The sequence below is a fragment of the Streptomyces sp. NPDC052023 genome (genome assembly GCF_044548465.1).
In the GTDB taxonomy this organism is placed as follows: Bacteria; Actinomycetota; Actinomycetes; order Streptomycetales; family Streptomycetaceae; genus Streptomyces.
The window spans coordinates 108,925-134,361 of record NZ_JBIUBW010000002.1; the positions used below are offsets into that span (position 1 = coordinate 108,925).

The 25,437-nt window shown below is 72.3% G+C and carries 28 protein-coding genes, 1 tRNA gene and 1 pseudogene; 16 read left to right on the top strand and 14 right to left on the bottom strand.

Annotated elements, in window-relative coordinates:
• Both ACIHCM_RS04575 and ACIHCM_RS04580 read right to left on the bottom strand, forming a co-directional pair.
• Positions 1-363, bottom strand: a pseudogene (locus tag ACIHCM_RS04575) (DNA-formamidopyrimidine glycosylase family protein); the annotation flags it as partial.
• Positions 364-673: 310 nt separating this feature from the next.
• A complete protein-coding gene (locus ACIHCM_RS04580) occupies positions 674-1,384 on the bottom strand; it encodes a siderophore-interacting protein (RefSeq protein WP_399889010.1) in 711 nt (236 codons plus the stop codon).
• A 92-nt stretch (positions 1,385-1,476) separates the two neighbouring features.
• Here ACIHCM_RS04580 and ACIHCM_RS04585 point away from each other — a divergent pair, with 92 nt between their 5' ends.
• The 5 genes from ACIHCM_RS04585 (at position 1,477) to ACIHCM_RS04605 (ending at position 7,497) form a co-directional block, all read left to right on the top strand.
• Complete coding sequence (locus tag ACIHCM_RS04585) at positions 1,477-3,582, top strand: penicillin acylase family protein (protein WP_399889013.1); 2,106 nt, start codon at positions 1,477-1,479, stop codon at positions 3,580-3,582.
• Entirely contained in the window at positions 3,575-4,183 is a 609-nt protein-coding gene (locus ACIHCM_RS04590; RefSeq protein ID WP_399889016.1) for a GNAT family N-acetyltransferase, read from the top strand. Before ACIHCM_RS04585 ends, ACIHCM_RS04590 begins: the two co-directional genes overlap by 8 nt.
• Positions 4,180-4,653 carry a cupin domain-containing protein gene (locus ACIHCM_RS04595; RefSeq protein WP_399889020.1) on the top strand — a complete coding sequence of 158 codons (474 nt, stop codon included), beginning with the start codon at positions 4,180-4,182 and terminating at the stop codon, positions 4,651-4,653. Before ACIHCM_RS04590 ends, ACIHCM_RS04595 begins: the two co-directional genes overlap by 4 nt.
• Positions 4,650-5,414, top strand: a complete 765-nt coding sequence (locus tag ACIHCM_RS04600) for an SDR family NAD(P)-dependent oxidoreductase (protein ID WP_399889023.1) — start codon at positions 4,650-4,652, stop codon at positions 5,412-5,414. Before ACIHCM_RS04595 ends, ACIHCM_RS04600 begins: the two co-directional genes overlap by 4 nt.
• 184 nt (positions 5,415-5,598) lie before the next feature.
• Positions 5,599-7,497, top strand: coding sequence for a copper resistance CopC/CopD family protein (locus ACIHCM_RS04605; protein ID WP_399889027.1), 1,899 nt, complete (start codon positions 5,599-5,601; stop codon positions 7,495-7,497).
• A 62-nt stretch (positions 7,498-7,559) separates the two neighbouring features.
• On the opposite strand, the gene ACIHCM_RS04610 is transcribed toward ACIHCM_RS04605, so the two are convergent.
• From ACIHCM_RS04610 to ACIHCM_RS04625, 4 genes are all read right to left on the bottom strand, one after another.
• Positions 7,560-7,647, bottom strand: a tRNA-Ser gene (locus ACIHCM_RS04610).
• Positions 7,648-7,748: 101 nt separating this feature from the next.
• The gene (gene tadA / locus ACIHCM_RS04615; RefSeq protein ID WP_399890526.1) at positions 7,749-8,180 is read right to left on the bottom strand and encodes a tRNA adenosine(34) deaminase TadA; all 432 of its coding nucleotides are present in this window, start codon (positions 8,178-8,180) and stop codon (positions 7,749-7,751) included.
• 56 nt (positions 8,181-8,236) lie between these two features.
• On the bottom strand, positions 8,237-8,773 hold the full coding sequence (locus ACIHCM_RS04620; RefSeq protein WP_399889030.1) for a hypothetical protein: 537 nt from the start codon (positions 8,771-8,773) through the stop codon (positions 8,237-8,239).
• Positions 8,774-9,076: 303 nt separating this feature from the next.
• Positions 9,077-9,280 carry a hypothetical protein gene (locus ACIHCM_RS04625; protein WP_399889033.1) on the bottom strand — a complete coding sequence of 68 codons (204 nt, stop codon included), beginning with the start codon at positions 9,278-9,280 and terminating at the stop codon, positions 9,077-9,079.
• Positions 9,281-9,376: 96 nt separating this feature from the next.
• Here ACIHCM_RS04625 and upp point away from each other — a divergent pair, with 96 nt between their 5' ends.
• Complete coding sequence (gene upp, locus ACIHCM_RS04630) at positions 9,377-10,012, top strand: uracil phosphoribosyltransferase (RefSeq protein ID WP_393113913.1); 636 nt, start codon at positions 9,377-9,379, stop codon at positions 10,010-10,012.
• 785 nt (positions 10,013-10,797) lie between these two features.
• On the opposite strand, the gene ACIHCM_RS04635 is transcribed toward upp, so the two are convergent.
• On the bottom strand, positions 10,798-11,418 hold the full coding sequence (locus ACIHCM_RS04635) for a LytR C-terminal domain-containing protein (protein ID WP_399890530.1): 621 nt from the start codon (positions 11,416-11,418) through the stop codon (positions 10,798-10,800).
• Between the two features lie 148 nt (positions 11,419-11,566).
• Positions 11,567-11,863 carry a type II toxin-antitoxin system VapB family antitoxin gene (locus tag ACIHCM_RS04640; protein ID WP_003991361.1) on the bottom strand — a complete coding sequence of 99 codons (297 nt, stop codon included), beginning with the start codon at positions 11,861-11,863 and terminating at the stop codon, positions 11,567-11,569.
• Between the two features lie 104 nt (positions 11,864-11,967).
• Here ACIHCM_RS04640 and ACIHCM_RS04645 point away from each other — a divergent pair, with 104 nt between their 5' ends.
• Positions 11,968-13,557, top strand: coding sequence for a helicase HerA-like domain-containing protein (locus ACIHCM_RS04645; RefSeq protein WP_399889037.1), 1,590 nt, complete (start codon positions 11,968-11,970; stop codon positions 13,555-13,557).
• A 20-nt stretch (positions 13,558-13,577) separates the two neighbouring features.
• On the opposite strand, the gene ACIHCM_RS04650 is transcribed toward ACIHCM_RS04645, so the two are convergent.
• The 4 genes from ACIHCM_RS04650 to ACIHCM_RS04665 all read right to left on the bottom strand — a co-directional run bounded on the left by ACIHCM_RS04650 (position 13,578) and on the right by ACIHCM_RS04665 (position 15,901).
• The gene (locus tag ACIHCM_RS04650) at positions 13,578-13,703 is read right to left on the bottom strand and encodes a hypothetical protein (protein WP_365450025.1); all 126 of its coding nucleotides are present in this window, start codon (positions 13,701-13,703) and stop codon (positions 13,578-13,580) included.
• Positions 13,704-13,751: 48 nt separating this feature from the next.
• Positions 13,752-14,081, bottom strand: coding sequence for a hypothetical protein (locus tag ACIHCM_RS04655; protein ID WP_399889041.1), 330 nt, complete (start codon positions 14,079-14,081; stop codon positions 13,752-13,754).
• A gap of 481 nt (positions 14,082-14,562) precedes the next feature.
• Positions 14,563-15,240, bottom strand: a complete 678-nt coding sequence (locus ACIHCM_RS04660) for an HdeD family acid-resistance protein (RefSeq protein ID WP_399889044.1) — start codon at positions 15,238-15,240, stop codon at positions 14,563-14,565.
• A 67-nt stretch (positions 15,241-15,307) separates the two neighbouring features.
• Entirely contained in the window at positions 15,308-15,901 is a 594-nt protein-coding gene (locus tag ACIHCM_RS04665) for an HhH-GPD-type base excision DNA repair protein (protein ID WP_399889047.1), read from the bottom strand.
• 151 nt (positions 15,902-16,052) lie between these two features.
• Between ACIHCM_RS04665 and ACIHCM_RS04670 the strand changes: the two genes are divergently transcribed.
• From ACIHCM_RS04670 to ACIHCM_RS04690, 5 genes are all read left to right on the top strand, one after another.
• On the top strand, positions 16,053-16,232 hold the full coding sequence (locus ACIHCM_RS04670) for a hypothetical protein (protein ID WP_393113901.1): 180 nt from the start codon (positions 16,053-16,055) through the stop codon (positions 16,230-16,232).
• Entirely contained in the window at positions 16,229-16,522 is a 294-nt protein-coding gene (locus ACIHCM_RS04675) for a Dabb family protein (RefSeq protein WP_399889051.1), read from the top strand. The genes ACIHCM_RS04670 and ACIHCM_RS04675 overlap by 4 nt, the downstream gene beginning before the upstream one ends.
• A 145-nt stretch (positions 16,523-16,667) precedes the next feature.
• Entirely contained in the window at positions 16,668-17,618 is a 951-nt protein-coding gene (locus ACIHCM_RS04680; protein WP_399889054.1) for an RNA polymerase sigma factor SigF, read from the top strand.
• A 423-nt stretch (positions 17,619-18,041) separates the two neighbouring features.
• Positions 18,042-18,977, top strand: a complete 936-nt coding sequence (locus ACIHCM_RS04685; protein ID WP_399889057.1) for an RNA polymerase sigma factor SigF — start codon at positions 18,042-18,044, stop codon at positions 18,975-18,977.
• A 49-nt stretch (positions 18,978-19,026) separates the two neighbouring features.
• Positions 19,027-19,821 carry a hypothetical protein gene (locus tag ACIHCM_RS04690; protein WP_399889060.1) on the top strand — a complete coding sequence of 265 codons (795 nt, stop codon included), beginning with the start codon at positions 19,027-19,029 and terminating at the stop codon, positions 19,819-19,821.
• 8 nt (positions 19,822-19,829) lie between these two features.
• Here the strand turns inward: ACIHCM_RS04690 and ACIHCM_RS04695 are convergent, their stop codons facing one another.
• The gene (locus tag ACIHCM_RS04695; RefSeq protein ID WP_399889062.1) at positions 19,830-20,024 is read right to left on the bottom strand and encodes a hypothetical protein; all 195 of its coding nucleotides are present in this window, start codon (positions 20,022-20,024) and stop codon (positions 19,830-19,832) included.
• 182 nt (positions 20,025-20,206) lie between these two features.
• Here ACIHCM_RS04695 and ACIHCM_RS04700 point away from each other — a divergent pair, with 182 nt between their 5' ends.
• From ACIHCM_RS04700 to ACIHCM_RS04710, 3 genes are all read left to right on the top strand, one after another.
• Positions 20,207-20,656, top strand: a complete 450-nt coding sequence (locus ACIHCM_RS04700; protein WP_393113888.1) for a MarR family winged helix-turn-helix transcriptional regulator — start codon at positions 20,207-20,209, stop codon at positions 20,654-20,656.
• A gap of 17 nt (positions 20,657-20,673) precedes the next feature.
• A complete protein-coding gene (locus tag ACIHCM_RS04705; protein ID WP_399889066.1) occupies positions 20,674-23,181 on the top strand; it encodes an MFS transporter in 2,508 nt (835 codons plus the stop codon).
• A gap of 77 nt (positions 23,182-23,258) precedes the next feature.
• Positions 23,259-24,080 carry a YceI family protein gene (locus ACIHCM_RS04710; RefSeq protein ID WP_399889069.1) on the top strand — a complete coding sequence of 274 codons (822 nt, stop codon included), beginning with the start codon at positions 23,259-23,261 and terminating at the stop codon, positions 24,078-24,080.
• Between the two features lie 12 nt (positions 24,081-24,092).
• On the opposite strand, the gene ACIHCM_RS04715 is transcribed toward ACIHCM_RS04710, so the two are convergent.
• Entirely contained in the window at positions 24,093-24,857 is a 765-nt protein-coding gene (locus tag ACIHCM_RS04715) for a GAF and ANTAR domain-containing protein (RefSeq protein WP_399890533.1), read from the bottom strand.
• Positions 24,858-25,060: 203 nt separating this feature from the next.
• Between ACIHCM_RS04715 and ACIHCM_RS04720 the strand changes: the two genes are divergently transcribed.
• Positions 25,061-25,414: an STAS domain-containing protein gene (locus ACIHCM_RS04720; RefSeq protein WP_399889072.1), complete on the top strand. Its 354-nt coding sequence runs from the start codon at positions 25,061-25,063 to the stop codon at positions 25,412-25,414.
• The last annotated feature ends 23 nt before the right edge of the window (positions 25,415-25,437 follow it).

Below are 25,437 nucleotides of genomic sequence, written 5' to 3' on the forward strand. Positions count from 1 at the left end.
ATCAGCCAGCCACAGTCCCTGGAGTTTGCGCTGGTCGCGGAAGCGGAGCTGGCGGTCGCGGCTCACGGTGAGCAGGACGCGGTCGTGGGGTTCGGCGGGGGCGTCCGGATGCTCGCAGACCAGCCGGCCGGTCATGCCGAAGTGCAGCATGAGGGTGAGGCCGCCCCCGGTGCGGGCGAGGAGCCATTTGCCGTGCCGTTCGAGCCCGGTGAACCTGCGGCCCTCCAGCGCCTCGCGCAGCCGCCGCGCGCTCACGCCGTGCAGGACGCCCGCGTCCCGGACCTCGACACGCCGGACGACCCTGCCCGACGCGCAGGACTGGAACACTTTCCGGTAGGCCTCGACGTCCGGCAGCTCGGGCATGGCTCAGCTCCCTCGCGGCCCGCCCTCGACGTGGGGGGCGCGCACGGCAGGCCGGCGCGCGCACCTCACATCTGAACCGTTACCGGCGCGGGCGGGCGGCGCGGCACGCTGAGTCCGCGTCCCGTCCGTCCGGCCGGCGGCGTCAGGTCCCGCGCACCGGGGCTCCTGTACCGCCACGCGCCGCCCCGTTCCGTCACGGAACCGCCGGCCGCCGCTTCCCGCAGTGCGTTTCACCGACCGGCGTCTCCCCTCACCTGCCGGTACCTCGACTCACCGACCGGCACCTCCCCGTGGGGCGGCTCACCCTGTGTCAGGTGGCCCGCCAGTACCCCAGCGCGTGCATCCGCTCCTTGGGGACGGAGAGGTCCTTGCGGACGTACGTGGCCAGGGCCCGGGTCGTCGCGGTGTCGCAGGCGATCCAGACGTACGGGTCAGGGGTGGCCGCCAGGAGCGACGGCAGCGTGGCCCGTACCTCGTCGACCATGCCGGGGCGGGGCAACCGGCGTATCTCGTGCCTGTCGGGGTCGGCGTGGCACGGAAGGCCGTCCAGCTCGCCCTCGAACCAGATCGTCGCCGGTGCCGAACCGAGGGCGTCGAGGAGGGAGTTGAGCGCGGGCAGCGAGGCAGGGTCGCCCATCGCGAAGACGTGCGAGGGCTCGGGCCGGGGATGCTGGAAGCCCGTGCCCTGGACCGTCGCCTCGATGGTGTCGCCTTCCTTCGCCGCCCGCGCCCAGTCGCTGGCGCACCCCTCGTGGAGTGCGAACTCCAGGCTGAAGGTGCTGGTCTCGGGGTCCGCGTCGACCAGCGTGTACGCCCGCTGGTGCGGCTTGCCCGCGTTGTCGAACCACAGCCGGACCCACATCGTGGGGTGGATGCCGTTGGCCGTGAGCAGGCCTCCGCCGGTGAAGTGAACCCGCCGGTAGTCCGGTGTGACGTCCTCGGCGCCGGTGACGGTGAGGACGAAGTCCTTCGCGCCCATCAGCTTCAGGACCGCACCCTGCCAACCGTGCCCCTGCCCCATGGCACTCCTTCACATTTCACGTACCATTCCGCCACGACTTACTTAGGGAAGCCTAACCTAAAGCACCGAAGGAATGACAGGGTGATGTCCAGGTGACCATCGAGATCTACCGCGACGCCTGGGGCATCCCCCACCTGCGCGCCACCGACGCACGTGAACTCGCCCGCGCCCAGGGCCGGGTCACGGCGCTCGACCGCGCCTGGCAGCTGGAGGTCGAACGCCACCGGGCCGGGGGCACCTCGGCCTCCTTCCTCGGTACGGCCGCTGCGCCCTGGGACGTGCTCGCGAGACGGGCGCGCCTGGCCGATACGGCGAAACGTTCCTTCAACTCCCTGGACCCCGAGACGGCCGACTGGGTCCGGGCCTACGTCGACGGCGTCAACGAGGGTCTGGCGGAAGGCGCCCGCCGCACCCCGGAGTTCGCCGGCGCGGGGCTTGCCCCCGGCCACTGGGAGCCCTGGGCCCCGCTCGCCGTCTGGATCTCCACGCACATCCTGTTCGCGGGGTTCCCGGCGAAGCTCTGGCGCGAGGAGGTGATACGGCGTCTGGGGCCCGAGGCGGTGGCGCTGTTCGCCACGGACGGTCCCGGCACCTCCGGCAGCAACGGCTGGCTGGCCGCCGGAGAGCGGACCGTCACCGGACAGGCGGTGATCGCCGGAGACCCGCACCGCTTCATCGAGGAGCCGGGCGTCTACCAGCAGATACGCCTGAGCTGCCCGGAGTTCGACGTCGTGGGCCTCGCCGTGCCCGGCGTCCCGGGCATCGCCCACTTCGGCCACACCGGCGCGGTCGCCTGGGCCATCACCAACGCCATGGCCGACTACCAGGACCTGTACCGGGAGCGGCTGCGCCGGACGGGCGCGGGAGTAGAGGCACTCGGCCCGGACGGGCGGTGGGAACGCGCCCACCGCCAGACCGAGTTCGTCGAGGTGCGCGGGGCGGAGCCGGTGCCGGTCGAGGTCATCGAGACGGCACGGGGGCCGGTGATCGCCGGCGGGCCCGAGGGCCTGGACGACGGCACGCTCCTCCCGGACGGCCCCGAGCCCCCTCTCGCCCTCAGCCTCCGTCACCCGCCCCGGGTCCTCGCCGAGGCCGGCTTCGCCACCCTGCTCCCGCTGCTGCGGGCCCGTACGGTCGCCGACGTCGACCGCGCCTTCGACAGCTGGGTGGAGCCGGTCAACGTCGTGCAGGCCGCCGACACCCGGGGCGGCACCCTGCACCGGGTGGCGGGCCGGGTGCCGGTCCGGTCCGAGGCGAACAAGGTCCGGCTCGTGCCCGCCTGGGAGCCCGGCCACGAGTGGCGCGGCTGGCACGAGATGCCCCGCGCGGGCCTGACCGACGGCATCGCGGTGATGGCCAACCAGCGCGGCCCGTCCGCCCCGCTCGGCGTCGAGTTCGCCCCGCCGCACCGCGCCCGGCGCATCGCCGCGCTGCTCGACGAGAAGGACCGGTGGTCGGCGGCCGACATGCCCACCCTCCACATGGACACCCACCTCGCCTCCGCCGCGCCCCTCCTCGGCCTGCTCGCCGCCCTCGACGGCCTGTCCCCCGAGGCCGCCGCCCTGCGCGACCGGCTGCTGCGCTGGGACCGCCGCATGGACGCCACGAGCGAGCCGGCCGCCGGCTACGCGGCCGTGCGCGGCGCCGTCGTCCGCCGCCTCGCCGCCCACCCGGCGTTCGGCCCGCTCACCGAGCCGCCCGCCTACCCGGAGGTCCTCCTCCCCTGGCTCGGACTCACCGCACGGATCGCCTTCGCCCTGGAGAACCTGCTGACGGCCGAGGAGCTGTACGGCATCGACCGCCCGGCGATCGTCCGGGCGGCGCTGGAGGAGGTGGCGGGCACCGGGATGGTCCGCACCTGGGGCGACACCCACCGTCTGGCCCCGTGGCGGGCGTTGCCCGGCACGCCGTACGCCACGAAGACGAACGCCGAACCGGCCCTGTCCGGCGACCACGACTGCGTGCTGTGCACCTCGGCCGTCCCCGGCCTCACCGACCTCGCGGCGCGCGGCCCGGCCGCCCGTTACGTCTGGGACCTGGCCCGGCGTGACGACAGCCTGTGGGTGGTGCCACTGGGCGCGTCCGGCGTGCCCGGCTCCGCGCATCACCGCGACCAACTCCCGCTGTGGACCAGGGGAGAGCTCGTCCCGGTCGTCACCGACTGGGCCCGTCTGACGAAGGAGAACGACGATGACTGACCCGTACGCCGACCGCACCGCCGTCCACGAACAGGTGATCGACGGCTTCGGCACCGTACGGCTGCTGCCCCTCGACGCGAAGGGCGACGCCGAGGTGATCCACGGCTGGGTGAGCCAGGAGCGGGCCGCCTTCTGGGGCATGAACGGGCTCACCCGGGACGAGGTGGCCGGCATCTACGCCCACCTGGACACCCTCGACACCCATCACGCGTACCTGGTGGTGAAGGACGGCGAGCCGGCCGCGCTGTTCCAGACGTACGAGCCGGAGGCGGACCGGGTCAGCGAGTGCTACGACCCCGAACCCGGCGACATCGGCGTCCACCTGATGCTGGCACCGGCCGGACCCGGCGGGGCCCGCATCGGCTGGACGGCGGCGCTGATGCACGCCGTTTCCTCGTACGTGTGGCTCGGCCTGGACCGGCAGCGCGTCGTGGTCGACCCGGACGTGCGCAACGGCAAGGCGATCGAGCGCTTCCTGCGACTGGGGTTCGTGTCCGGTCCGAAGGTCGTACTGCCGGAGGTGAACCTGCCCGACGTGCACCTGCCCGAGAAGCACGCTCAACTGGCCTTCCTCGCCAGGCCGGTAGCCTTCCCCGCGTGACTCCCGAAGACCTCGTCGCGCACTACGCCCTGGAGCCGCTCCCGCGCGAGGGCGGCCTGTTCCGGCAGACCTGGGCCGGACCGGACCGCCCCGACGGGCGCCCGGAGGGCACCGCGATCGTCGCCCTGCTCCAGCGGGACGACCACTCCGCCCTGCACCGCCTGCCCACCGACGAGGTCTGGCACTTCTACCTCGGCGATCCGCTGGAGCTGCTGCTCCTCGCCCCCGACGGCACCTCCCGCACGATCGTCCTCGGACCGGACGTGCTCGGCGGCCAGCACCCGCAGTTCACCGTGCCGGCCGGCACCTGGATGGGCGGGCGGGTCGCCGAGGGCGGCGCCTGGACGTTCCTCGGCTGCACGATGGCGCCCGGCTTCACCTTCGAGGGCTACGAGCACGGCGACGCCGCCGACCTGACCGCCCGCTACCCGGACCTGGCCGACCGGATCGTGGAACTGTGCCGGACATGAGGCTGCTGGAGGGCCAGGTCGCCCTCGTCACGGGCGCCGGCGGCGGAATCGGCCGGGGCATCGCCCTGCGCTTCGCGGAGCAGGGCGCGGCGGTCGCCGTGCACTGCCGTACGTCGGTGGAGCAGGCGCGTGAAGTGGCCGGCCAGGTGCGGGACCTGGGCGGCCGGGCCGTCGTCCTGCGGGCCGACCTGAACGACGAGGACGAGTGCCGGCGGGTGGTGCGCGAGGCCGCCGAGTTCGGTGGTGGACGGCTGACCGCGCTGGTCAACAACGCCGCCGTGCAGCCGGTGCAGGAACTCGCCGGGATGACCGCCGCCGACTGGCGGACGGTCGTGGACACCAACCTCACCAGCGTGTTCGCGTGCACGCAGGCGGCCGTCGAGGTCATGAGGGAACGCGGCGAAGGGGGTTCGGTCACGCACCTCGCCTCCATCGAGGCGAGCGCACCGGCACCCGCGCACGCGCACTACTGCGCCTCCAAGGCGGCGGTCGTCATGCACGCCCGGTCGGCGGCGCTGGAGTACGGGCGTCACGGTATCCGCGTCAACACCGTCTCGCCCGGACTGATCGACCGGGAGGGCCTGGCGGAGGCCTGGCCGGAGGGCGTGGAGCGCTGGCATCGCGCGGTGCCGCTCGGCCGGCTGGGCCGCGCGCAGGACATCGGCGACGCGTGCGTCTTCCTGGCCTCGCCGCTGGCGTCCTGGGTGACGGGTCACGACCTGGTGGTGGACGGCGGGATCTCAGCACGCCCCACGTGGTGACAACTCCGGGTGACCACCAGGGTGCCCTGCCCGGACTGCTCCGGTGCCCCACGCCGGCCGCCGCATCCGGACGCCTCCCCGGTGGCCGCGTCGGCGGACGCCGTAGCCGTGCCGGTCCCGGAATGAGCACAGTGGCCGCCGCATCCGTACGTATCCCGGGAGCAGATCCGACGACGGAGAAGCGATGGGGATGCGCGACGGCGGGGCACGGCACGGCGACGGGCGCGGCGCACCCGCTCCATCCGGGGTCCTCCGGCGACTTCGCCGGCCGCTGCTGCTGGTCGCGGCGCTCGCCCTGGTCCTCCTCGGCGGCGCCTCACCCGCCTCCGCGCACAGCGCGCTCGGCGACACCGCGCCCCGCGACGGAGCGGTCCTCGACGCCGCCCCCCGCCACATCACCCTGACCTTCACCGAGTCCGTCGGTCTCATGGACGGCTCGGTCCGGGTCATCGACCCGAAGAACCGCAGCGTCGACACGGGCGAGGCCGCGCACCCGGGCAACCGCGCCGACACCGTCCGCGTCGGCCTTCCGGCCGATCTGGCGGACGGCACGTACACCGTGGCCTGGCGCGTCGTCTCGGCGGACAGTCACCCGGTCTCGGGCGCGTTCATCTTCTCGGTCGGCGAACCGTCGGCGACGACCGCCGCGGTGACCGCCCCGGCCGAGGACCCGGCGACCGCCGCGCTCCACAACATCGCCCGCTACGCCGCGTACGGCGCCCTCGCCCTGCTCATCGGCGTCACCGTCTTCATGTCCGCCGTCCTCGGCGGCCCGGCCGCCGCCCTGCGCCGGCTCCTTCCCGCCGCCTGGCTGACCCTGGTGATCTCCACGGTCGCCCTGCTGCTCCTGCGCGGCCCCTACGAACGCGGCACCGGCCTCACGGACGCCCTCGACCCGGCCGTCCTGGGCGCCACCCTCACCACCCGGCCCGGCCTGGCGCTCCTGGCCCGGCTGGCCCTTCTGGGGGCAGCCCTGGTCCTGGTACGCCGCTCGGCGGGCCGTACCGCGCACCCCGTCGCCGGCATCGCGCTCTGCGTCGCGCTGGCCCTGACCTGGGCCGCCGCCGAGCACGCCTCCGCCGGCATCCAGGTACCGGTGGCGATGACGTCGTCCGTGCTCCATCTGCTGGCCATGGCGGTCTGGCTGGGCGGGCTCACGGCCCTGCTCGTCGTCCTCCACCGCACCCCGCACGACCTCACGTCCGCCGCCGTCGCCCGCTTCTCCCGGCTGGCCCTCGCCTCGGTGGCCGTCCTCACCGTCACCGGCGTCTACCAGTCCTGGCGGGGCCTCGGCTCCTGGGAGGCCCTCACCGGTACGACGTACGGCCGCTTCCTGGTGGCCAAGGTGGCCGCGGTGGCCGTGCTGCTGGCGGCGGCGGGCTTCTCCCGCCGCTGGACACATCGCTGGGCGGCGGCCGAACCGGCGCGGGCGGAGGCCGGGGCGCGGGTGCTGGAGACGGTGGGCGCGGGCGGGGCCGCGATCGAACCGGTGGAGCCGCTGACCGGCATGTCCGGCGCCGCCGAGGCCGCGCACGGTGACGCCGGCGGGCACCCCGCCGGGCAGGATCAGGAACAGGACCCCGGTCCCGACCGCCACCGCCGTGCCCTGCGCCGCTCCGTCCTGGCCGAGTTCGTCACCGGCGTGCTGGTGCTGATGATCACCACCCTCCTCACCGTCGCGGTACCCGGCCGCGCCGCCACCGAGGCCGCGGCGGCGCAGGCATCCACCGGCGCCGACGGGCCCACCGCAGCCAGCAGTACGGTGCCCTTCGACGTGGGCACCGCGAACGGCCGCGGCAAGGTGCAGCTCGACCTCGCCCCTGGGCGAGTGGGGCAGAACCGGGTGCAGGCCATCGTCTTCGGCCCCGACGGCGGCATCGTCACGGTTCCCGAGCTGAGCCTGAGCTTCACCCTGCGTGCGCAGGACGTGGGCCCGATCGACGCCGAGTTGGAGAACCGGGGCGGCTACTGGGACACGGACGAGCTCCGGCTCCCGCTGCCCGGCGTCTGGACCATGAGGATCACCGTCCGCACGACGGACATCGACCAGGTCACGGTGGAGAAGGACGTCCGCATCGGCTGAGCCGGGGTGAGCGGTAGACCACGAAAGGGCGGTCCCAACGGGACCGCCCTTTCGGCTACGAGCGGTAGCGGAGGGATTTGAACCCTCGGTGACGGGTTACGCCACACTCGCTTTCGAGGCGAGCTCCTTCGGCCGCTCGGACACGCTACCGAGGGAGACCTTACAGCAAGGTGGGGCATGCTCCGAAATCCGTTTCCGGCGGCCCCGGAGCACGGCAGCCACAAGGCCTTCGCGCGGTCGGCGCGGTGCCGTCAGCGGTTTCGGAAGAAGTCGGTGAGCAGCCCTGCGCACTCCTCGGCGAGCACGCCCTCGATCACCTCGGGGCGGTGGTTGAGGCGGCGGTCGCGTACGACGTCCCAGAGGGAGCCGGCGGCGCCGGCCTTGTCGTCGCGGGCGCCGTAGACGACCCGGTCCACCCGGGACTGCACGAGCGCGCCCGCACACATCGTGCACGGCTCCAGGGTCACCACCAGCGTGCAGCCGGTGAGCCGCCATTCGCCCAGCCCGGCGGCGGCCCGCCGGATCGCGAGGACCTCGGCGTGCGCGGTCGGATCGCCGGTGGCCTCGCGTTCGTTGTGCCCGGCGGCGAGCACCGTCGTACCGTCGGCGGCGAGGACGACCGCGCCGACGGGGACGTCACCGCCCCGGACCGCCTGCCCGGCCTCGTCGAGGGCGAGCCGCATCGCGGCCCGCCAGGGGTCGCGCACCGGATCCGGGGCCGTACGGGGATCGGACGGGGTCAGCGGACGGTCTCCAGCGTCTCCGAGGCACCCAGGGCGTCGGCGATCTCGGTGACGGCGTCGGCCGACAGCGACAGCAACTCCTTCTCGCTGACGCCCAGGTCGTCGAGGACGCCGGCGTCGCCGACCGGCCCGTGCGGCACGGCCTCGGCGGCACCGCCGTCCTCCTCGCCGTCGTCGCCGTCCTCGTCGGGCTCACCGTCCTCGGTGCCGTCGAGGTCGAGGGCGTCCAGGTCGTTGCCGTCGTCGGCGGGATCCCGGCCGAGCAGTTCGTCGGTGAGCAGGATCTCGCCGTAGCTGCTGCGGGCTGCTGCGGCGGCGTCCGAGACGTAGATCCGAGGGTCGTCCTCACCATCGATGCGGACGACGCCGAACCAGGCGTCCTCCTGCTCGATGAGGACGAGGACCGTGTCGTCGTCGGGAGAGGCTTCCCGGGCCAGGTCAGCCAGATCCGACAGGGTCTCCACGTCGTCGAGCTCTGTGTCGCTCGCTTCCCACCCGTCTTCGGTGCGCGCGAGCAGTGCGGCGAAGTACACCGTGACTCTCCCACTGGTCTTAGGCGTGCCGGTTGGGGGTCCCCCCGGCGGAGGCTGCGGGCGGGGAGCGCTCGGGCTCCGAGCCCCACCCACTCGGAATCGTGGCAGAAACAAGGCGCTCAGGGGACGTCTTCGGCCCGCTGTGTCCGGCTGTTTTGATCGCACGTCCGCGAACGGCTCACCGGCACACTCGTTGCCGCCACCAGCGGATCGTACGCGGCTTTCGACCGGGGCCAGGTGCGCCCACCCCGGCAACGACCGCGCGTGGCGCGGTTCTTCCCGGCCCTCGGCGGGTGGCGGTGGCTACCAGCGGAACGTTCGCATGCGCATCGCGTGGCGCAACCGGGCCGCCTTGGCGCGGCGCGGCTGGACGCGGTCACGCAGTTCTCTGGCTTCGGCGAGTTCCCGCAGGAACCTCGCCCGGCGCCGCCTCCGCTCGGCGTCGTTCTCCTGCGCGCCCGCGTCCGGCCGGGACGCGTGTTCGGGCAGCTCTGGCAGGTCAGGCATAGGCACACCACCCCTATCCGTCCCTCTCACCTTCCCCCGGATGGCCGGTTTGACGCCAGGCAGTGGCGGCAACGAAGCGCGGTTACTGTTGTGCCCATGCGTCTCCACGTCGTCGACCACCCTCTGGTCGCCCACAAGCTCACCACGCTGCGCGACCGCCGCACCGACTCGCCGACCTTCCGTCGCCTCGCCGACGAGCTGGTCACCCTGCTCGCCTACGAGGCCACGCGCGACGTGCGCACCGCACAGGTCGACATCTCCACCCCCGTCGCCGCGACCACCGGCGTCAAGCTCTCCCACCCGCGCCCGCTGGTCGTGCCGATCCTGCGGGCCGGCCTCGGCATGCTGGACGGCATGGTCCGGCTGCTGCCGACCGCCGAGGTGGGCTTCCTGGGCATGATCCGCAACGAGGAGACGCTCGAGGCCTCCACGTACGCCACCCGCATGCCCGAGGACCTCTCCGGCCGCCAGGTGTACGTGCTGGACCCGATGCTGGCGACCGGCGGCACCCTGGTCGCGGCGATCCAGGAGCTCATCAAGCGCGGCGCCGACGACGTGACGGCCGTGGTCCTGCTGGCCGCGCCCGAGGGCGTCGAGCTGATGGAGCGCGAGCTGGCCGGCACCCCGGTGACGGTCGTGACCGCCTCGGTCGACGAACGCCTCAACGACCACGGCTACATCGTCCCGGGCCTGGGCGACGCGGGTGACCGGATGTACGGGGCGGCCGAGTAACCGGAAACCCCCGGCCCGCCCAGCAGTCCCGATCGACGCGGGCCCGCCGAGCCGGCGCGACCATTGCGGGCGCGCCCAGCAGGCGCACTCGCTGCGGGGCCGCCCAGCATGCGGGCACCGGGCACGGCGAACAGGCGGGGTGCCCGGCGTGCCGTGGGGACAGATTCCTGGGCGCGCCGGCATGCGGGTGACCGCGCGGCCGAGTAGGCGGGGATACCGGACGGGCCATGCAAGCAGCTTCCCGGTCGCTCCTCCATGCGGGTTACCGCGGCCATGGAGGGCGGGATACCGGGCGTGCCGAGTCGGCGTCGCGCCGGACGGCCGTCGAGGCGGAATCACCGGACACGCCGAGCCTGCCGGGTAGCCGGCGACGGCTAGTGGGCTCACCGGACAGCCGAAGTCGAACAGGCGGGTGCGCGGGACAACCGAGCCGACGGGCGCACCGGGCCTGCCCGGCATGCGAGTCGGCGACCAGCAAGCAGACGCACCGGACAGCCGAACGGGCGGGCGCACCGGACGACCGAGCCAGCAGGCGCACCCCGCGTGCCCAGCAAGGGGGGTGCGCGGCCCAGTAGCCGGGTTCATCAGGCGCCGCCGGGAAAGCCGGCGTAGCGGCGTGCCGCGCAGGCGGGCTTACCCGACGACCAAGCAGTCAGGCGCACCCCGCGTGCCCAGCAAGGGGCGTGCGCGGCCCAGTAGGCGGATTCATCAGGGGCGGCCGGGTAAGCGGCCGTGCCGCGCGGGCGGGTTCAGCTACTGCGTCGGCTCAGCGGACGTAGCTGCGCTCAGCAGCCCTTCTTCCCAACCGTGGCCGCCGGCTGCGGCGCGGTCAGTGCGGCCAGCGCCCGGTCGGCGGCCGGCTTCTTCGCCAGTTCCTTGAAGCCGTTGCCGATGACGAGGTCGACCGCCGGACCCTTACGGGCCCGGTCCGTGCTGCGCTCGGCGCCGGGCAACTGCGTGGCCAGCACCGGCAGTGCGGTGTTCAGGGCGGAGGTGGGCCCGATCAGCAGCCCGGTGCCCTTCACCTTCTTGTCCCACTGCTTCGGCGCGTTGCCCACCTCGCCGACTTTGAAGCCACGTTTCTTCAGCTCGTCCGCGGTCCGCTTGGCGAGGCCGCTGCGGGTCGTGGCGTTGAGCACGTTGACGGTGACGGCGCCAGGCTTCGGCACGGTCACGGCCACGGCCGCGCTGGGCGAAGGGCTCGCCTTGCCGGCGCAGCCCGCCTTGGTGCCGGCCGCGGAGGCGCTGTCGCCGCCGGTGAAGACCTCGACGAGCTGGAGGGTGCCCCAGCTCAGGACGCCGATCACGACGACGGACGCGGTGACGACGAGTACGAGCCTGCCGCGCCTACGGGGTGGACGCATCCGCGGGTACTTGTCCCCCGTGATCCGGTACTGGCCGCCCATGCCAGGGGGAGTCAGCATGCTCATGAGCGCAGCGTAGTGCGCTCGGGCGGCAATGCCTACTAGATGATCATCGGACGCCGCACAGGAGAACCCGAAAGGGCCAAGCAGTTACCGGCCGGTGCCGTTCCGGGGGTCCGCGCGGGGCGGGTCAGTCCAGCTCGAGGACGCGCGCGTGGAGCACCTGGCGCTGCTGGAGCGCCGCACGCACCGCGCGGTGCAGACCGTCCTCCAGGTAGAGGTCGCCCTGCCACTTCACGACGTGCGCGAAGAGGTCGCCGTAGAAGGTGGAGTCCTCGGCCAGGAGGGTCTCCAGGTCGAGCTGCTGCTTCGTCGTGACGAGCTGATCGAGGCGGACCGGGCGCGGCGCGACGTCCGCCCACTGCCGGGTGCTGTCCCGGCCATGGTCGGGGTACGGCCGGCCGTTTCCGATGCGCTTGAAGATCACACGGAAAGCCTACCGGTCAAGACCTTCCGGGCGCAGCCATGGAGAGGGAGTGCAACGCTGGAAAAGATGCCGCAATTCGGGTGAAAACAGAACAGGGGTCTGACATGAGTGACAGCGAGACCGTGTCCGCGGCCACCAACCCCGAGGCGCCCGGCAGCGCTCCCGCCCTCCCGGAGGAGGCCCTGAAAATCGCCGCCGGGTACGCGTTCGGCGGGCCCGCGCTGGATCTGGGAGCCCTGCTGTGGGACGGCCGGTGCCTGCCGGACGCCCAGGTCCGCATCCCGCTGCCGATGCTGAACCGGCACGGCCTGGTCGCGGGCGCCACCGGCACAGGCAAGACGAAGACCCTCCAGCTGATCACCGAGCAGCTCTCCGCGCAGGGCGTCCCGGTCTTCCTCGCCGACATCAAGGGCGATGTGTCCGGCATCTCGGCGCCCGGCCTGCCGAACGACAAGATCCGCTCCCGCTCCTCCGAGGTGCACCAGCGGTGGACCGCGACCGGCTTCCCGGCGCAGTTCTACGCCCTCGGCGGCATCGGCCACGGCATCCCGCTGCGCGCCACCGTCACCAGCTTCGGCCCGGTCCTGCTCGCCAAGGTCCTCCAGCTCAACCAGACCCAGGAGCAGTCCCTCGGCCTGATCTTCCACTACGCCGACACCAAGGGCCTGGAACTGATCGACCTCAAGGACCTGCGCGCGGTCGTAGCCTTCCTCACCTCCGACGAGGGCCGGGCCGAGCTGAAGGCGATCGGCGGTCTGTCCACCGCGACCGCCGGGGTGATCCTGCGAGCGCTGACCAGCTTCGAGGCACAGGGGATGGGCTCCTTCTTCGGGGAGCCGGAGTTCGACACGGCGGAGCTGTTGCGCACGGCGGCGGACGGGCGGGGCCTGGTGTCGGTCCTGGAGCTGCCGGCGGTGCAGGACAAGCCGCAGCTCTTCTCGACTTTCCTGATGTGGCTGCTCGCCGATCTGTTCCACGATCTGCCAGAGGTCGGCGACATCGACAAACCCAAGCTGGTCTTCTTCTTCGACGAGGCGCACCTGCTCTTCACCGACGCGTCGAAGGCGTTCCTGGACTCGATCACGCGGACCGTGCGGCTCATTCGCTCGAAAGGGGTCGGCGTCTTCTTCGTGACCCAGACCCCGAAGGACGTGCCCGGCGACGTCCTCGCCCAGCTCGGCAACCGTGTCCAGCACGCCCTGCGCGCTTTCACCCCCGACGACCAGAAGGCCCTGAAGGCGACGGTCAGGACCTTCCCCGACTCCGCCTACGACCTCGAAGAGCTCCTCACCGAGCTCGGCACCGGCGAGGCCGTGGTCACGGTCCTCAGCGAGAAGGGCGCCCCGACTCCGGTCGCCGCGACCCGGCTGCGCGCGCCCGAGTCCCTGATGGGCCCGGTCGACGCGGCCGCCCTGGACGCGGCGGTGAGGTCCTCACCGCTGTTCGGCCGCTACGCACAGGCGGTGGACCGGGAATCGGCGTACGAGAAGCTGGAGGCGGCGAAGGCGCGGCGGCCGGCGCCGGAAGCCGAGCCGGAGCGGCGGGCGGGCAGGAGCACGGCCCGGCGGGAGGAATCCGTCGTCGAACAAGTCGTGGGAAGCGGCATGTTCAGGTCGCTGGCCCGGTCCATCGGCACCCAGATCGGGCGGGAGATCACACGCTCCCTCTTCGGGACGGCGCGGCGGAGGCGGTAGGGCCCGCCTCCGCCCACGGCTCAGCGGTCCCGCTTCTTCGGCGGTTGCTGCGGCTGCTTGGTGTCCTTGAGTTCCGTCTTCGGTTCGTTACGGATGGCCTCCGCGCGTACCAGTGCGCGCAGAACGGCGTAGGGATCCGAGGGCATGGCTGACTCCTTGCGTCGTACCGACTGGCCTGGGGAAACACAGGCCTGTCAGCAGCGCAGGACCACCGAGCGCAGGGCCCGCAGTGGGTACGGCGGCCCGGTCGGCGTGTGGGCGGGGCGCTCGGGCGTGATCCGCCCGCCCGGCGAGGGAGACCGCGCGGGCCGCTGCGGCACGACGGGCCGATGCCCGCCCCGCCCCGGCGGCCGCAGGGCGGTGTCCAGCACGTCGGCCTCGACCGCCTCCCCCGCCACCACGGAGACGGGCCCGACCGCCGCCTCCGCGTGCGCCATGGGCAGAAGCAGCACCAGCAGCAGCGCGAGCATCCGTGGCCAGGCGCGCCGGCGTACGACGCGACGGGACTGCGGGGAGGCGCTCACAGCAGGTCATCTCCCCGGCCGAGGTACGGCGTCCATCGCATGGCGCGCGGAATCCGCCCGCTCGGCGTAGGAGCGCGACGGGAGGAGACGCCGGCGGAACGGAGCACCGCCCAGGCGGGACGGTGTGAGACGGCAAGAGGCCACGCCGACGCGGCGACCGCGGCCGACGACAGGACGCCGGCACCCGGCGATGACATGACGGACGCCGCCCACGAGCCGACGGCACCCGGCAACGGCACGGCGGACGCCGCCCACGCGCCGCCGGCAGCCGGTGATGTCGAGGCGGACGCCGACGACGTAGCGGCGAGGCGCGGCGACCCGCTGACGCCACGCAGGGCGTCGCCGTCGTGGCCCGGCAGCACCGTGGCGGTGGCAGGCAGTCGTGGGTCAGGGGCGGCGGCCGGTGGGGGCGTGGTGGGGAGGGGACCGGGGGCGGGGGGCGGGGATATGCCGGTGGGGGGTGAGGTCGCGGGCACGGTCGTCACACCTCGCGGGGAACCTGACGGGCGCGGCCCCGGATGCGCAGCGCCGTGACGATCTCGACCACGCCCACCACCACGAGCCAGCACCCGGCTACCACCGTGAGGACGGCGACCGATTCGAACGGCGAGACGATCAGGACGATTCCGGCGAGGAAGGTCACCACACCGAGGACGATCTGCCAGCCGCGGGCGGGCATCGCCGGGTCGGAGGCGCCGGCCAGGGTCTGGGTGATGCCGCGGAACAGCCAGCCGATCCCGATCCACAGGGCGAGCAGCAGGATCGACTGCATGGCCCCGCGGAAGCAGAACAGCCCCAGCAGGATGCACAGGGCGCCGCTGATGAACGCCAGCACGCGCAACGCGGTCGTCTTGTGCGTGCCGAACGCGGCGACGAGTTGGAGGACGCCGCTGAAGAGGAGGTAGAGGCCGAAGAGGACACCGGCGGCGACCAGCGAGGCGCCGGGCCAGATCAGGACGAGGACGCCCAGGACCAGGGACGCGACGCCGGTGACGAGGACCGCCTGCCAGGCCGCCTTGGACAGCATGTGCAGCGGGCCCTCGAAGGGCGGTTCGGGACCCTCGTACGGCGGTCTCGGCGTGTGCGGGTCACGCGCGGCGTGCACGTGCCGGTCGTCGAACTCCGCTCCCCGCGGGGCCCCGCTCGGTGGCTCGGTCATGCTCCATGCTGGGAACGTGACCGAGCCCGCCGCACGCCGGAGAGGTCCAGACGACTGACGCGCGGCCCTACTTCTTCGCGGCCTTGGCCGCCTTCGCCGCCGCCTTCATCTCCTGCTTGTGCTCCCGCACCTTGGCGAGCGACTCGGGCCCGGTGATGTCGGCGACGGAGCGGAAGGACCGGGGTGCGCCGTAGTCGCCCGCGGCCTCCCGCCACCCCTGTGGCGTCACGCCGAGCTGCTTGCCCAGCAGCGCGAGAAAGATCTGTGCCTTCTGCTTGCCGAAGCCGGGCAGTTCCTGAAGCCGCTTCAGCAGTTCCCGTCCGTCGCCGACGCCCGCCCAGACGGCGCTCGCGTCACCGTCGTAGTGCTCGACGAGGTACTGGCACAGCTGCTGGATCCGCTGCGCCATCGAACCCGGGTAGCGGTGCACGGCCGGCTTGTCGGAGAGCAGCGCCGCGAACGCCTCCGGGTCGTACACGGCGATCTCCTGCGCGTCCAGGTCGGCCACGCCCATCCGGCCGGCGATGGTCGCGGGCCCCTTGAACGCCCACTCCATCGGAATCTGCTGGTCCAGCAGCATCCCGATCAGCGCGGCGAGCGGGGAGCGTCCGAGCAGTTCGTCGGCCTCGGGGTCCTGTGCGAGGTGAAGAGTGACGTCCATGCACCGATGATCCCGCGCCGGCCGTCCCGCCGCCTCCCCGCGTGCGGTCGCCGTTCAGCGCGCCGTTGGTCGTCAAATACGACGTGAAGCTACACTCGCGGCCGGCAAACAGGCGTTCCATACGGGCACAGCAGGCGCAGGGGAGGCCGCGGTGGCGGTGAATTCGAAGAAGGTCGCCGTCTATGTCGTCGTGGTCTTCGCGCTCTACGTGATCATCACCGATCCCGCCAAGGCAGCTGACTACGTGCAGATAGGCTTTGAGGGCATATCGGACGCCGCGCAGGCCATCGGCGACTTCATGACCTGGGTCGCCAACGGAGGGAAGTCATGATCCGCCATCTGGTCCTCTTCAAGCTCGACGAGGGCGTCGAGCGCGACGACCCTCGCGTGGTCGCGGGCGTGGACACCTTCCGCGCCCTCGAAGGGAAGATCCCGGAGATCCGCTCCTGGGAGCTCGGCTGGAACTTCAGCGACCGGCCCATCGCGTACGACTTCGCCATCAACTCCTCGTTCGACGACCGGCCCGCGCTGACCCGGTACCTGGAGCACCCGGAGCACCAGGCGGGCGTCGCGCCGTGGCGGGAGTTCGCCACCTGGGTGATCGCGGACTACGAGTTCTAGACCGACCGCCATGGGCCCCCCGCCGGAACGGTGGGGGGCTCTCATGCGCCTTATGCCCCAACTTGCCCTCAACACGGCGTTATGCGGTGCTTGCACACAGTGCACATGTCTTGTGATGCTATGACCGCTTTTGACGGATGAGTTGATGGATCACGAGGTGGAGTTGACCGTGCCGGCCAGTACTGCGCCTCAAGCCCCGCCCCAGGAGACACCCGCCCCAGAAGCGTCCGTCCCAGAAGCAGCCGCCCCAGAAGCGTCCGTCCCAGAAGCAGCCGCCCCAGAAGCAGTCGCCCCGGAAACGCCCGCCCCCGAACCCGCACCCCAGCGCAGCAGCCGGGGCGCCGACACCCGGGCGCTCACCCAGGTGCTGTTCGCCGAGCTGAAGAAGCTGGAGCCGGGCACGCCGGAGCACACCCGGGTGCGCGGGGCGCTGATCGAGGCCAACCTCCCGCTGGTGCGCTACGCGGCCGCCCGGTTCCGCTCCCGCAACGAACCCATGGAGGATGTCGTCCAGGTCGGCACCATCGGCCTGATCAACGCCATCGACCGCTTCGACCCGGACCGCGGCGTGCAGTTCCCGACCTTCGCGATGCCCACCGTCGTCGGCGAGATCAAGCGGTACTTCCGGGACAACGTCCGCACCGTCCACGTACCACGCCGGCTGCACGAGCTGTGGGTGCAGGTGAACAGCGCCACCGAGGACCTGACCACCGCGTTCGGACGCTCCCCGACCACCGCCGAGATCGCCGAACGGCTGCGCATCACCGAGGACGAGGTGCTGTCCTGCATCGAGGCCGGGCGCTCGTACCACGCCACCTCGCTGGAGGCGGCCCAGGAGGGCGACGGGCTGCCCGGACTTCTCGACCGGCTCGGCTACGAGGACCCGGCCCTGGACGGCGTGGAGCACCGCGACCTCGTGCGGCATCTGCTCGTCCAGCTTCCCGAACGCGAGCAGCGGATCCTGCTGCTGCGTTACTACAGCAATCTGACGCAGTCGCAGATCAGCGCCGAACTCGGCGTCTCCCAGATGCACGTCTCCCGGCTGCTCGCCCGTAGCTTCCAGCGCCTGCGGTCGGCGAACCGCATCGACGCCTAGGGCCTGTCCTTTGGAGCACGCCGCAGACGCGTGGCTGACGAACTACCGTCGATTCTCTGCGACCTGATCCCAACGACACGCCCTAACCCAGGGACCCCGTCCAACGCAAGAGCGAACGGGATCACCACGCGGCCGCGAATCGAACCGGCGCACAACCGAAAGCGGGCTCGACACGTCACCGTGGAGAGCGAATCGCTCACCAGGCCCTTTGGCGGCTTTTTCGCCCCGAACATCCGTCAGACCCCCTTCTGCCAGGGGGTTCTCGCATCTCGCATGTCGACATGTCACTACAGCGCGTTGCCGACATGTGACATTCTGCGGGAAGCGCGTTTGCCGGTGCCCCGGCGCCGGTATTCAGGTGAAGGCTGCGCTCCGCAACGAGGAGCGTCCGCCGCGACCGTCCCGCGACCCAAAGGGGGTGGCATGTCCGCAGACCAGGGCAGCTCGAAGGTGCTCACGCTCACCAAGAGCGAGACAGCGCCCGAGGCGCTCGACGCGCACGACGCGCTCGACCCCATCGATGACGTCCCGGCCCTGGCAGCCGTGCCGGCCCCGGCCCTCCCGGCTCCGGAGGTCCCGGTCCCGCAGGCCCCGGCGGACATCGACACCCGCACCCTGTCCCGCTCCCTGTTCCTGCGGCTCGCCGCGCTCGATGAGGACAGCCCGGAGCGCGCGTACGTCCGGGACACCCTGATCGAGCTCAACCTCCCCCTCGTGCGCTACGCGGCGGCCCGCTTCCGCTCCCGCAACGAGCCGATGGAGGACATCGTCCAGGTCGGCACGATCGGCCTGATCAAGGCCATCGACCGGTTCGACTGCGAACGCGGCGTCGAGTTCCCGACGTTCGCGATGCCGACCGTCGTCGGCGAGATCAAGCGGTTCTTCCGCGACACCTCGTGGTCGGTGCGGGTGCCGCGCCGGCTCCAGGAGCTGCGCCTGGCCCTGACCAAGGCCAGCGACGAGCTGTCCCAGAAGCTGGACCGCTCCCCGACGGTCACCGAACTCGCCACGGTGCTCGGTGTGTCCGAGGAGGACGTCGTCGACGGCCTCGCGGTCGGCAACGCCTACACCGCCTCCTCACTGGACTCCCCGGCCCCCGAGGACGACGGCGGCGAGGGTTCCCTGGCCGACCGGCTCGGCTACGAGGACAGCGCGCTGGAGGGTGTGGAGTACCGCGAGTCGCTCAAGCCGCTGCTGGCCAAACTCCCGCCCCGCGAGCGGCGGATCATCATGCTGCGCTTCTTCGCCAACATGACCCAGTCGCAGATCGGCGAGGAGGTCGGCATCTCCCAGATGCACGTCTCCCGCCTCCTCACCCGCACGCTGGCGCAGCTGCGCGAGGGCCTCATCTCCGACTGACTCCTTCCCGCTGCTTCCTTCCTGACGCCTCGTCAGCCACACTGGCGCGATGCGTGGGGCATGGAGCGCGTTCAGCACACAGTCGCCTCGCCGCCGCGGTGCCCTGCTGGGTGCCGCGGCGGCCCTCGTGTGCACGGGGGGCGTACTGGCCGCGTGCGGCAGCGGTGGCGGCGACGCCGGGTACGTCGCGGTCGGCGCGGCGGGCGGCCCGCCCAGGGCGTCCGGCACGGCGGGCACCCCGCCGGACGGGGTCACGCTGGTACCGCTCGACGGGACCGGGACGCCGGACACGACGGGCCGGCAGGGCGACTCACGGGACAGCCCGGGAGATTCGGTCCCCGCCCCCGCGGGAGAGCGGCCGCCGGGCCGGACACCGCCGCCCGCGCACGACCCCTCCGCCACCGCGAACGACGGCCGCACGGCGCCCACTTCGGGCGACAGCCCCGATCCCGGCGGTACGACGGCAGGCCCACCGTCTCCGGCCCCCACCCGCCCGTCCGGCCCCACACCGGCGCCCGGCCGGCCGGCGCCGTCAGGACCGGCCGAGGTGAGCATGGGCACGCCGGTGCGGGAGCCGGCGGACAAGCGCTGGCGCGAGCGGGTGACCGTCACCTTCCACAACACCGGCGCAAGCGCGGTGCGTTCGGGCACGGTCACCTTCGGGACGCACGTCATCGGCGCGCTCGGCGTCGACTGGGGGACGATCGAGTCGAACGAGGAACTCCCGGCGCCGATCGCGGCCGGCGCACGGAGGGAACGGACCTGGACGGTGTGTGTCGACGCCTGGCGGGTGCCGCTCGGCATGCACGTCGAGACGCGGGACGTCTCGATCCGGTGGGAGTGACGGGGCGGTTACTTCAGCGCGAGCCAGGCGACCGCGGCGACGATGACGACGGCCGCCACGATGCCGACGATCAGGCCGATGCGCGGGCCGGACTGCGCGGCCGCCTGCTGCCGGCCCTGCGGGGCCTCGTCGACGAAGGCACGGAACATCTGCGTGTTGCCTGCGGGGTCGTGGTTGCCCTGGGGACCCGGGTTGTTAGCCATGCCCCGAGACCCTAGCGAAAAGGCCTGACGGGCCCAAGTGGGGGTCGCACCGGACCCGACCTGCACGTTTACGGTCGCAATACTTGCCTTTGCCAAGTTTTTATGGCCGCACCCCCGATTTAGTTTGCCTGCGGCAACCAACCTTTCTATGGTTGCTCTAAGCAACTGAACTGGGAGAGATCATGGCGGAGCGGGCGCAGTACGAGGAACTGGCGCGTCAGTTCAGCGCCTTCGGGGCCGTGAAACGGGAGATGGGACGCATCCTGCCGTCCGAGTGCCCGAGCGGCTCCGCCGCCGTCCTCACACTGCTCGGCCGGTACGGCGAGATGCGTATGAGCAGGCTCGCCGAGCTGCTCAGCGTCGACATGTCGGTCACCAGCCGCCATGTCGCGCACGTGGCCGGACGGGGCTGGATCGAACGCCTGCCGGACCCGGCGGACAAGCGCTCCCGCATCCTGCGCCTGACCCCCAGTGGCCTGGACCAGCTCGACGAGCTGTCCCGGCGGACCACGCACCTGCTCGCCCAGCGGCTGAGCGACTGGAGCGACGACGAGGTCGGCCGGCTGATCCAGCTGATGACCCGGCTCCGGGCGAGCTTCGACGACTGCACCCGTACACCCGCAAACACGTGAGAGAGAAAAGGAAGCCCATGGCAACATCCACACCAGCCGGTGTGCGGGCCCACGCCAAGCACGGAGGTGGCGCCCACGGCTCGCACGGCTCCGGCGCCCCGATGACGCACCGGCAGATCATGGAGGCGCTGACCGGGCTGCTGCTCGGCATGTTCGTGGCGATCCTGTCCTCGACGATCGTCTCCAACGCCCTGCCCGACATCATCCAGGACCTCGGCGGCGGCCAGAGCGCCTACACCTGGGTGGTCACCGCGTCGCTGCTGGCGATGACCGCGTCCACCCCGCTGTGGGGCAAGCTCGCGGACCTGTTCTCCAAGAAGCTGCTGATCCAGCTGGCCCTGGTGATCTTCATGCTGGGCTCGGCGGCGGCCGGTCTGTCGCAGGACCCCGCGATGCTGATCACCTTCCGCGCGGTGCAGGGCATCGGCATGGGCGGTCTGTCCTCGCTGGCCCAGATCATCCTCGCGGCGATGATCTCCCCGCGTGAGCGCGGGCGCTACAACGGATACCTCGGCGCCACCTTCGCGACCGCCATGGTCGGCGGACCGCTCATCGGCGGCGTCATCACCGACACCGACTGGCTCGGCTGGCGCTGGTGCTTCTACGTCGGCGTCCCCTTCGCCGTCATAGCCCTGATAGTCCTCCAGCACACCCTGCACCTGCCGGTCGTCAAGCGGCGGGTCAAGGTCGACTGGGCGGGCGCCTTCTTCATCACGGCCGCGGTCTGCCTGCTGCTGATCTGGGTGACCTTCGCCGGTGACAAGTACGACTGGGTGTCCTGGCAGACGTACGCGATGGTCGGTGGCACGGTCGCGCTGCTCCTGATCTTCCTGCTGATCGAGACGAAGGCCTCCGAGCCGATCGTGCCGCTGCGGCTGTTCCGCAACCGCACCATCACGCTGGCCTCGCTCGCCTCGCTGTTCGTCGGCATCGCGATGTTCGCCGGCACCATCTTCTTCAGTCAGTACTTCCAGCTGGCCCGGGACGAGTCGCCGACCATGTCCGGCGTCCTGACCATCCCGCTGATCGGCGGCCTGTTCGTCTCCTCCACCGTCTCCGGCCAGGTCATCACCCGCACCGGACGCTGGAAGGCGTGGCTGCTGGCCGGCGGTGTGCTGGTGACCGGCGGCCTCGGCCTGCTCGGCACGATCCGGTACGACACCGAGTACTGGCACGTGGCCGTCTACATGGCGCTGCTCGGTCTCGGCGTCGGCATGATGATGCAGAACCTGGTGCTCGCCACGCAGAACCAGGTGGCCCCGAGCGATCTGGGCGCCGCGAGCTCGGTGGTGAACTTCTTCCGCTCCCTCGGTGGTGCCGTGGGCGTCTCCGCGCTGGGCGCGGTGCTGACCCACCGCATCACGGACTACGTCGAGGAGGGCGCGTCCGCCCTCGACCCGAAGTCGGCGGCCGCGCTCGCCGGTTCGAGCTCCAGCGGCAGCATCCCGGACCTGGACGCCCTGCCCGGCCCGCTCCGCACCCTCTTCGAGAGCGCCTACGGTCACGGCATCGCGGACGTCTTCATGTACGCCGCGCCGGTCGCGCTGCTCGCGCTGGTGTGCTCGCTGTTCATCAAGGAGGTCCCGCTGCGGACCAAGGGCGCGCTGGCGCAGGCCGCCGACGACGAGATCCCGGCACAGGCCGCCGCTCCCGCCGCTCAGCCGCTTCCGCGCAGGCCGGTCCTGGCGGACACCGAGGCCGGTCCCGAGGGCACGCGGCGGCTCGCGGCCGCCGTCGCCGTGGCCACCGAACCGCCGGTCCCCGGCGGCATCCCGGTCCGCGGCCATGTCCGCGGCGCCGAGAACGTGCCGGTCCCGCAGGCCGCCGTCACGCTGATCTCCCTCTCGGGCCGTCAGCTCGGCCGCTCGGTCGCGCAGGCCGACGGCTCGTACGCGGTGGACGCGCCGGGCGCGGGTTCGTACGTCCTGATCGCCTCCGCCGACGGCTTCCAGCCGCAGGCCTCCACCGTCGTCGTCGGTGGCGAGCCGGTGTCGTACGACATCCTGCTCAGCGGCACCAGCGGGCTGACCGGTGTGGTGCGGGCCGCCGGGAGCGCGCTGCCCGTGAAGGACGCGATGGTGATCGTGACCGATGTCCGCGGTGACCTGCTGGCCAGCCAGACCACCGGCGAACACGGCCAGTTCGGCTTCGCCGAGCTGGTGCCCGGCCCTGTGACGGTCGCCGTCAACGCCGCCGGGTTCCGGCCGCGCGCGCTGCCCGTCGAGGTGGCGAACACCGGCGTCACCCGGGTCGAGGTCGACCTGGACGCGGGGGCCCAGGTGCAGGGCGTCGTCAGGGCTCCGCACGGGCCGCTGGCCGACGCGCGCGTGACGCTGGTCGACGCGGCCGGCAACGTCGTCGGCACCGCGACGACCGGGACGGACGGGGCGTACGCCTTCACCGACCTGGACGGCGGCGACTACACCGTGATCGCGGCCGGCTACCCGCCGGCGGCGACCGCGCTGACGGTCACGGGTACCGGCGTCGACAGCCACGACATCACGCTCGCCCACCCCGGCGAGTAGGCACGCAGAAGCAACAGCTCCGGCCCGTGGCGGGTGCCCCGTCACGGGCCGGTCCAGTACAGGGAGTCATGAAGGCCATGGGACTGACCGCGAGGATCCGTACCCGGGACGGATGGGCCGTGTCGCACGCGGTCGTCACCGTGACGGACGCGAGGGGCACGCAGGTGCTGCGGGCCGAGGCGGACACCGAGGGCGCGGTGCGGGACGCCACGCCGCTGGAGCCGGGGGCGTACACCGTCGTCGTCACGGCGGTCGGGTACATGCCCGCGGCCGCCGGCGCGATCGTCACGGCGAGCGGGCGGGCCGAGATCGGCACGGTGACGCTGTCCCGGCAGGGCGGGGCGGAGCTGCCGCCGCCGGGGCCGTGGACGATCGACCCGGCACACTCCGGCGTGGCCGCCGTCGCGCAGCACCTGGGGATCTCCAGCGTGCGCGGCCGGTTCACGGACTTCGCCGGCACCATCGAGATCGCCCCGGACGACATCACCAGGTCCCGGGTCGTGGCGGTCATCCGGGCCGCGACCATCGACACCGGCAACGGCACGCGCGACCGGCACCTGCGCTCCCCCGACTTCCTGGACGTCGAGCGGCACCCGGAGATCACCTACCGGTCGACAGGTCTCACGGCGGCCGGGGCCGACCGGTGGACGGTGCACGGCGAACTCTCCCTGCACGGCGTCGTCCGCCCCGTCGACCTCGACCTCGCCTACCTCGGCACCGGCGCCGACACCTGGGGCGGCACCCGGGCCGCGTTCCGGGCGACGACCGAACTGCGGCGCGAGGACTTCGCCATGCACTACAACCAGGTCGTGCAGGCGGGCATCGCCGCCATCGGGACGACGCTCAAGGTGGAGCTGGACGTGCAGGCGGTGCGGGGGAAGTCGCTGCCGTCGGCGTGAGCCTGCCCCGGCTCACGCCGGAGGATGCGCGTCCACGAGCCGGCGGGCGAGGTCGCGCAGCTTGACGTTCTCCCGCTGGGAGGCCCGCACGAGGCTCTCGAAGGCCTCCCCCGCGTCCATGTTCATCCGCTCCATCAGGATCCCGGTGGCCTGCCCGATCAGGTCGCGGGTGCGCATGGCCTCGGTGAGCTGCTCACGCACGGTCGCGGAGTCCAGGGCGATGCTGACATGGGCGGTGAACAGGCGGCCGATCCGCGTCGCCACCTCGTCGAAGACGTGCGGCTTACGGGCGTAGGCGGTCAGGACGGTCAGGCTGCGCCGGTCGGCCCGCAGCCGCAGCGCCAGCGCCGAGCGCAGCCCGGGACCGGCCGGGGCTTCGCCGCCCTCCTCTGCCTGACCGTCGGCGAGCCGGACGACAGGGGCGTTCCACAGCTGGGTCCAGTAGGGCGGCCGGGCACCGTCGCCGCCGAACGCCTCGACGGCGCGCACCAGCTCGTCGCTCCAGGCCACCGTGCGCCGGTCGCCGTCCCGCTCGATCACGGAGATCGCGGCGTACTCGGCGCCCGGCAGCAGCCGCACCGCGATCCGCACGGCGGTGTTCAGGGTGGTGTCCGGGGTGAGCGTCTCATGGAGTTGCTGCGCCGCTGCCGTCAGCGCTTCGGCCAGCTCGAAACCGGCCGGAAAACGGTGCAAACCAGAAAAGTCGGACGCAGTCACCACGAACCTCTTCAGCGAGCGCGGCCACAAAGCCGTGCGCAGGAGAGCTCCGCAGCACATTCCCGACTGCGAGCACAGGACGGACAGCACTTTATCTGCTCCGTTGCGGTGAGGTGACGCCCGGCTGACGGTCTTTCCGGACACCTTTGAACCGGGCGGCGGGCGTGATGGAATGGGCCGACGGGTCAGGAAGCGGCCTCTTCGGAATCAGGAACCGGACGATCGTCTGCCGTCTGCCACATGCCGTCTGCCAGGTGAGTGCCGTGACCCCCTTCCCCACCCCCTGCCGGGTGCGCGACCTGCCCGGCTGCACCCTGCTCGCCCTCCCCGCCGAGATCGACCTCGGCAACGGCGCCGCCCTGCGCGCCGCGGCGACCGCCGTCGCCGACGCCCGCGCCGATGAGCTGCGGCTGCTCGTACTGGACTTCACCGGAACCGAGTTCATGGACTCCCAGGGCGCCCGCCTGGTCTCGGACGTCCGCCACCACCTCCCGGCGCACGTCCGGCTCCGCGTGGTGGCGCCCCCCGGCGGCGTGCCGAACCGCGTCCTGGAGGTGACCGGCGTCCGGCGCGACGTTCCGGTGTACGCCGGCCTGACGGAGGCGCTCGGCGCGTGAACCTGCCCCCGGCAGGGTCAGCC

Excerpts from the sequence above, each read along its gene's own strand:
- ACIHCM_RS04580 (WP_399889010.1), bottom strand. The coding sequence starts at position 1,384 with ATGGGGCAGGGGCACGGTTGGCAGGGTGCGGTCCTGAAGCTGATGGGC.
- ACIHCM_RS04590 (WP_399889016.1), top strand. The coding sequence starts at position 3,575 with ATGACTGACCCGTACGCCGACCGCACCGCCGTCCACGAACAGGTGATC.
- ACIHCM_RS04600 (WP_399889023.1), top strand. The coding sequence starts at position 4,650 with ATGAGGCTGCTGGAGGGCCAGGTCGCCCTCGTCACGGGCGCCGGCGGC.
- ACIHCM_RS04605 (WP_399889027.1), top strand. The coding sequence starts at position 5,599 with ATGGGGATGCGCGACGGCGGGGCACGGCACGGCGACGGGCGCGGCGCA.
- tadA (WP_399890526.1), bottom strand. The coding sequence starts at position 8,180 with ATGCGGCTCGCCCTCGACGAGGCCGGGCAGGCGGTCCGGGGCGGTGAC.
- ACIHCM_RS04625 (WP_399889033.1), bottom strand. The coding sequence starts at position 9,280 with ATGCCTGACCTGCCAGAGCTGCCCGAACACGCGTCCCGGCCGGACGCG.
- upp (WP_393113913.1), top strand. The coding sequence starts at position 9,377 with ATGCGTCTCCACGTCGTCGACCACCCTCTGGTCGCCCACAAGCTCACC.
- ACIHCM_RS04635 (WP_399890530.1), bottom strand. The coding sequence starts at position 11,418 with ATGGGCGGCCAGTACCGGATCACGGGGGACAAGTACCCGCGGATGCGT.
- ACIHCM_RS04645 (WP_399889037.1), top strand. The coding sequence starts at position 11,968 with ATGAGTGACAGCGAGACCGTGTCCGCGGCCACCAACCCCGAGGCGCCC.
- ACIHCM_RS04650 (WP_365450025.1), bottom strand. The coding sequence starts at position 13,703 with ATGCCCTCGGATCCCTACGCCGTTCTGCGCGCACTGGTACGCGCGGAG.
- ACIHCM_RS04660 (WP_399889044.1), bottom strand. The coding sequence starts at position 15,240 with ATGACCGAGCCACCGAGCGGGGCCCCGCGGGGAGCGGAGTTCGACGAC.
- ACIHCM_RS04665 (WP_399889047.1), bottom strand. The coding sequence starts at position 15,901 with ATGGACGTCACTCTTCACCTCGCACAGGACCCCGAGGCCGACGAACTG.
- ACIHCM_RS04675 (WP_399889051.1), top strand. The coding sequence starts at position 16,229 with ATGATCCGCCATCTGGTCCTCTTCAAGCTCGACGAGGGCGTCGAGCGC.
- ACIHCM_RS04680 (WP_399889054.1), top strand. The coding sequence starts at position 16,668 with ATGGATCACGAGGTGGAGTTGACCGTGCCGGCCAGTACTGCGCCTCAA.
- ACIHCM_RS04685 (WP_399889057.1), top strand. The coding sequence starts at position 18,042 with ATGTCCGCAGACCAGGGCAGCTCGAAGGTGCTCACGCTCACCAAGAGC.
- ACIHCM_RS04690 (WP_399889060.1), top strand. The coding sequence starts at position 19,027 with ATGCGTGGGGCATGGAGCGCGTTCAGCACACAGTCGCCTCGCCGCCGC.
- ACIHCM_RS04695 (WP_399889062.1), bottom strand. The coding sequence starts at position 20,024 with ATGGCTAACAACCCGGGTCCCCAGGGCAACCACGACCCCGCAGGCAAC.
- ACIHCM_RS04700 (WP_393113888.1), top strand. The coding sequence starts at position 20,207 with ATGGCGGAGCGGGCGCAGTACGAGGAACTGGCGCGTCAGTTCAGCGCC.
- ACIHCM_RS04705 (WP_399889066.1), top strand. The coding sequence starts at position 20,674 with ATGGCAACATCCACACCAGCCGGTGTGCGGGCCCACGCCAAGCACGGA.
- ACIHCM_RS04710 (WP_399889069.1), top strand. The coding sequence starts at position 23,259 with ATGGGACTGACCGCGAGGATCCGTACCCGGGACGGATGGGCCGTGTCG.
- ACIHCM_RS04715 (WP_399890533.1), bottom strand. The coding sequence starts at position 24,857 with ATGTGCTGCGGAGCTCTCCTGCGCACGGCTTTGTGGCCGCGCTCGCTG.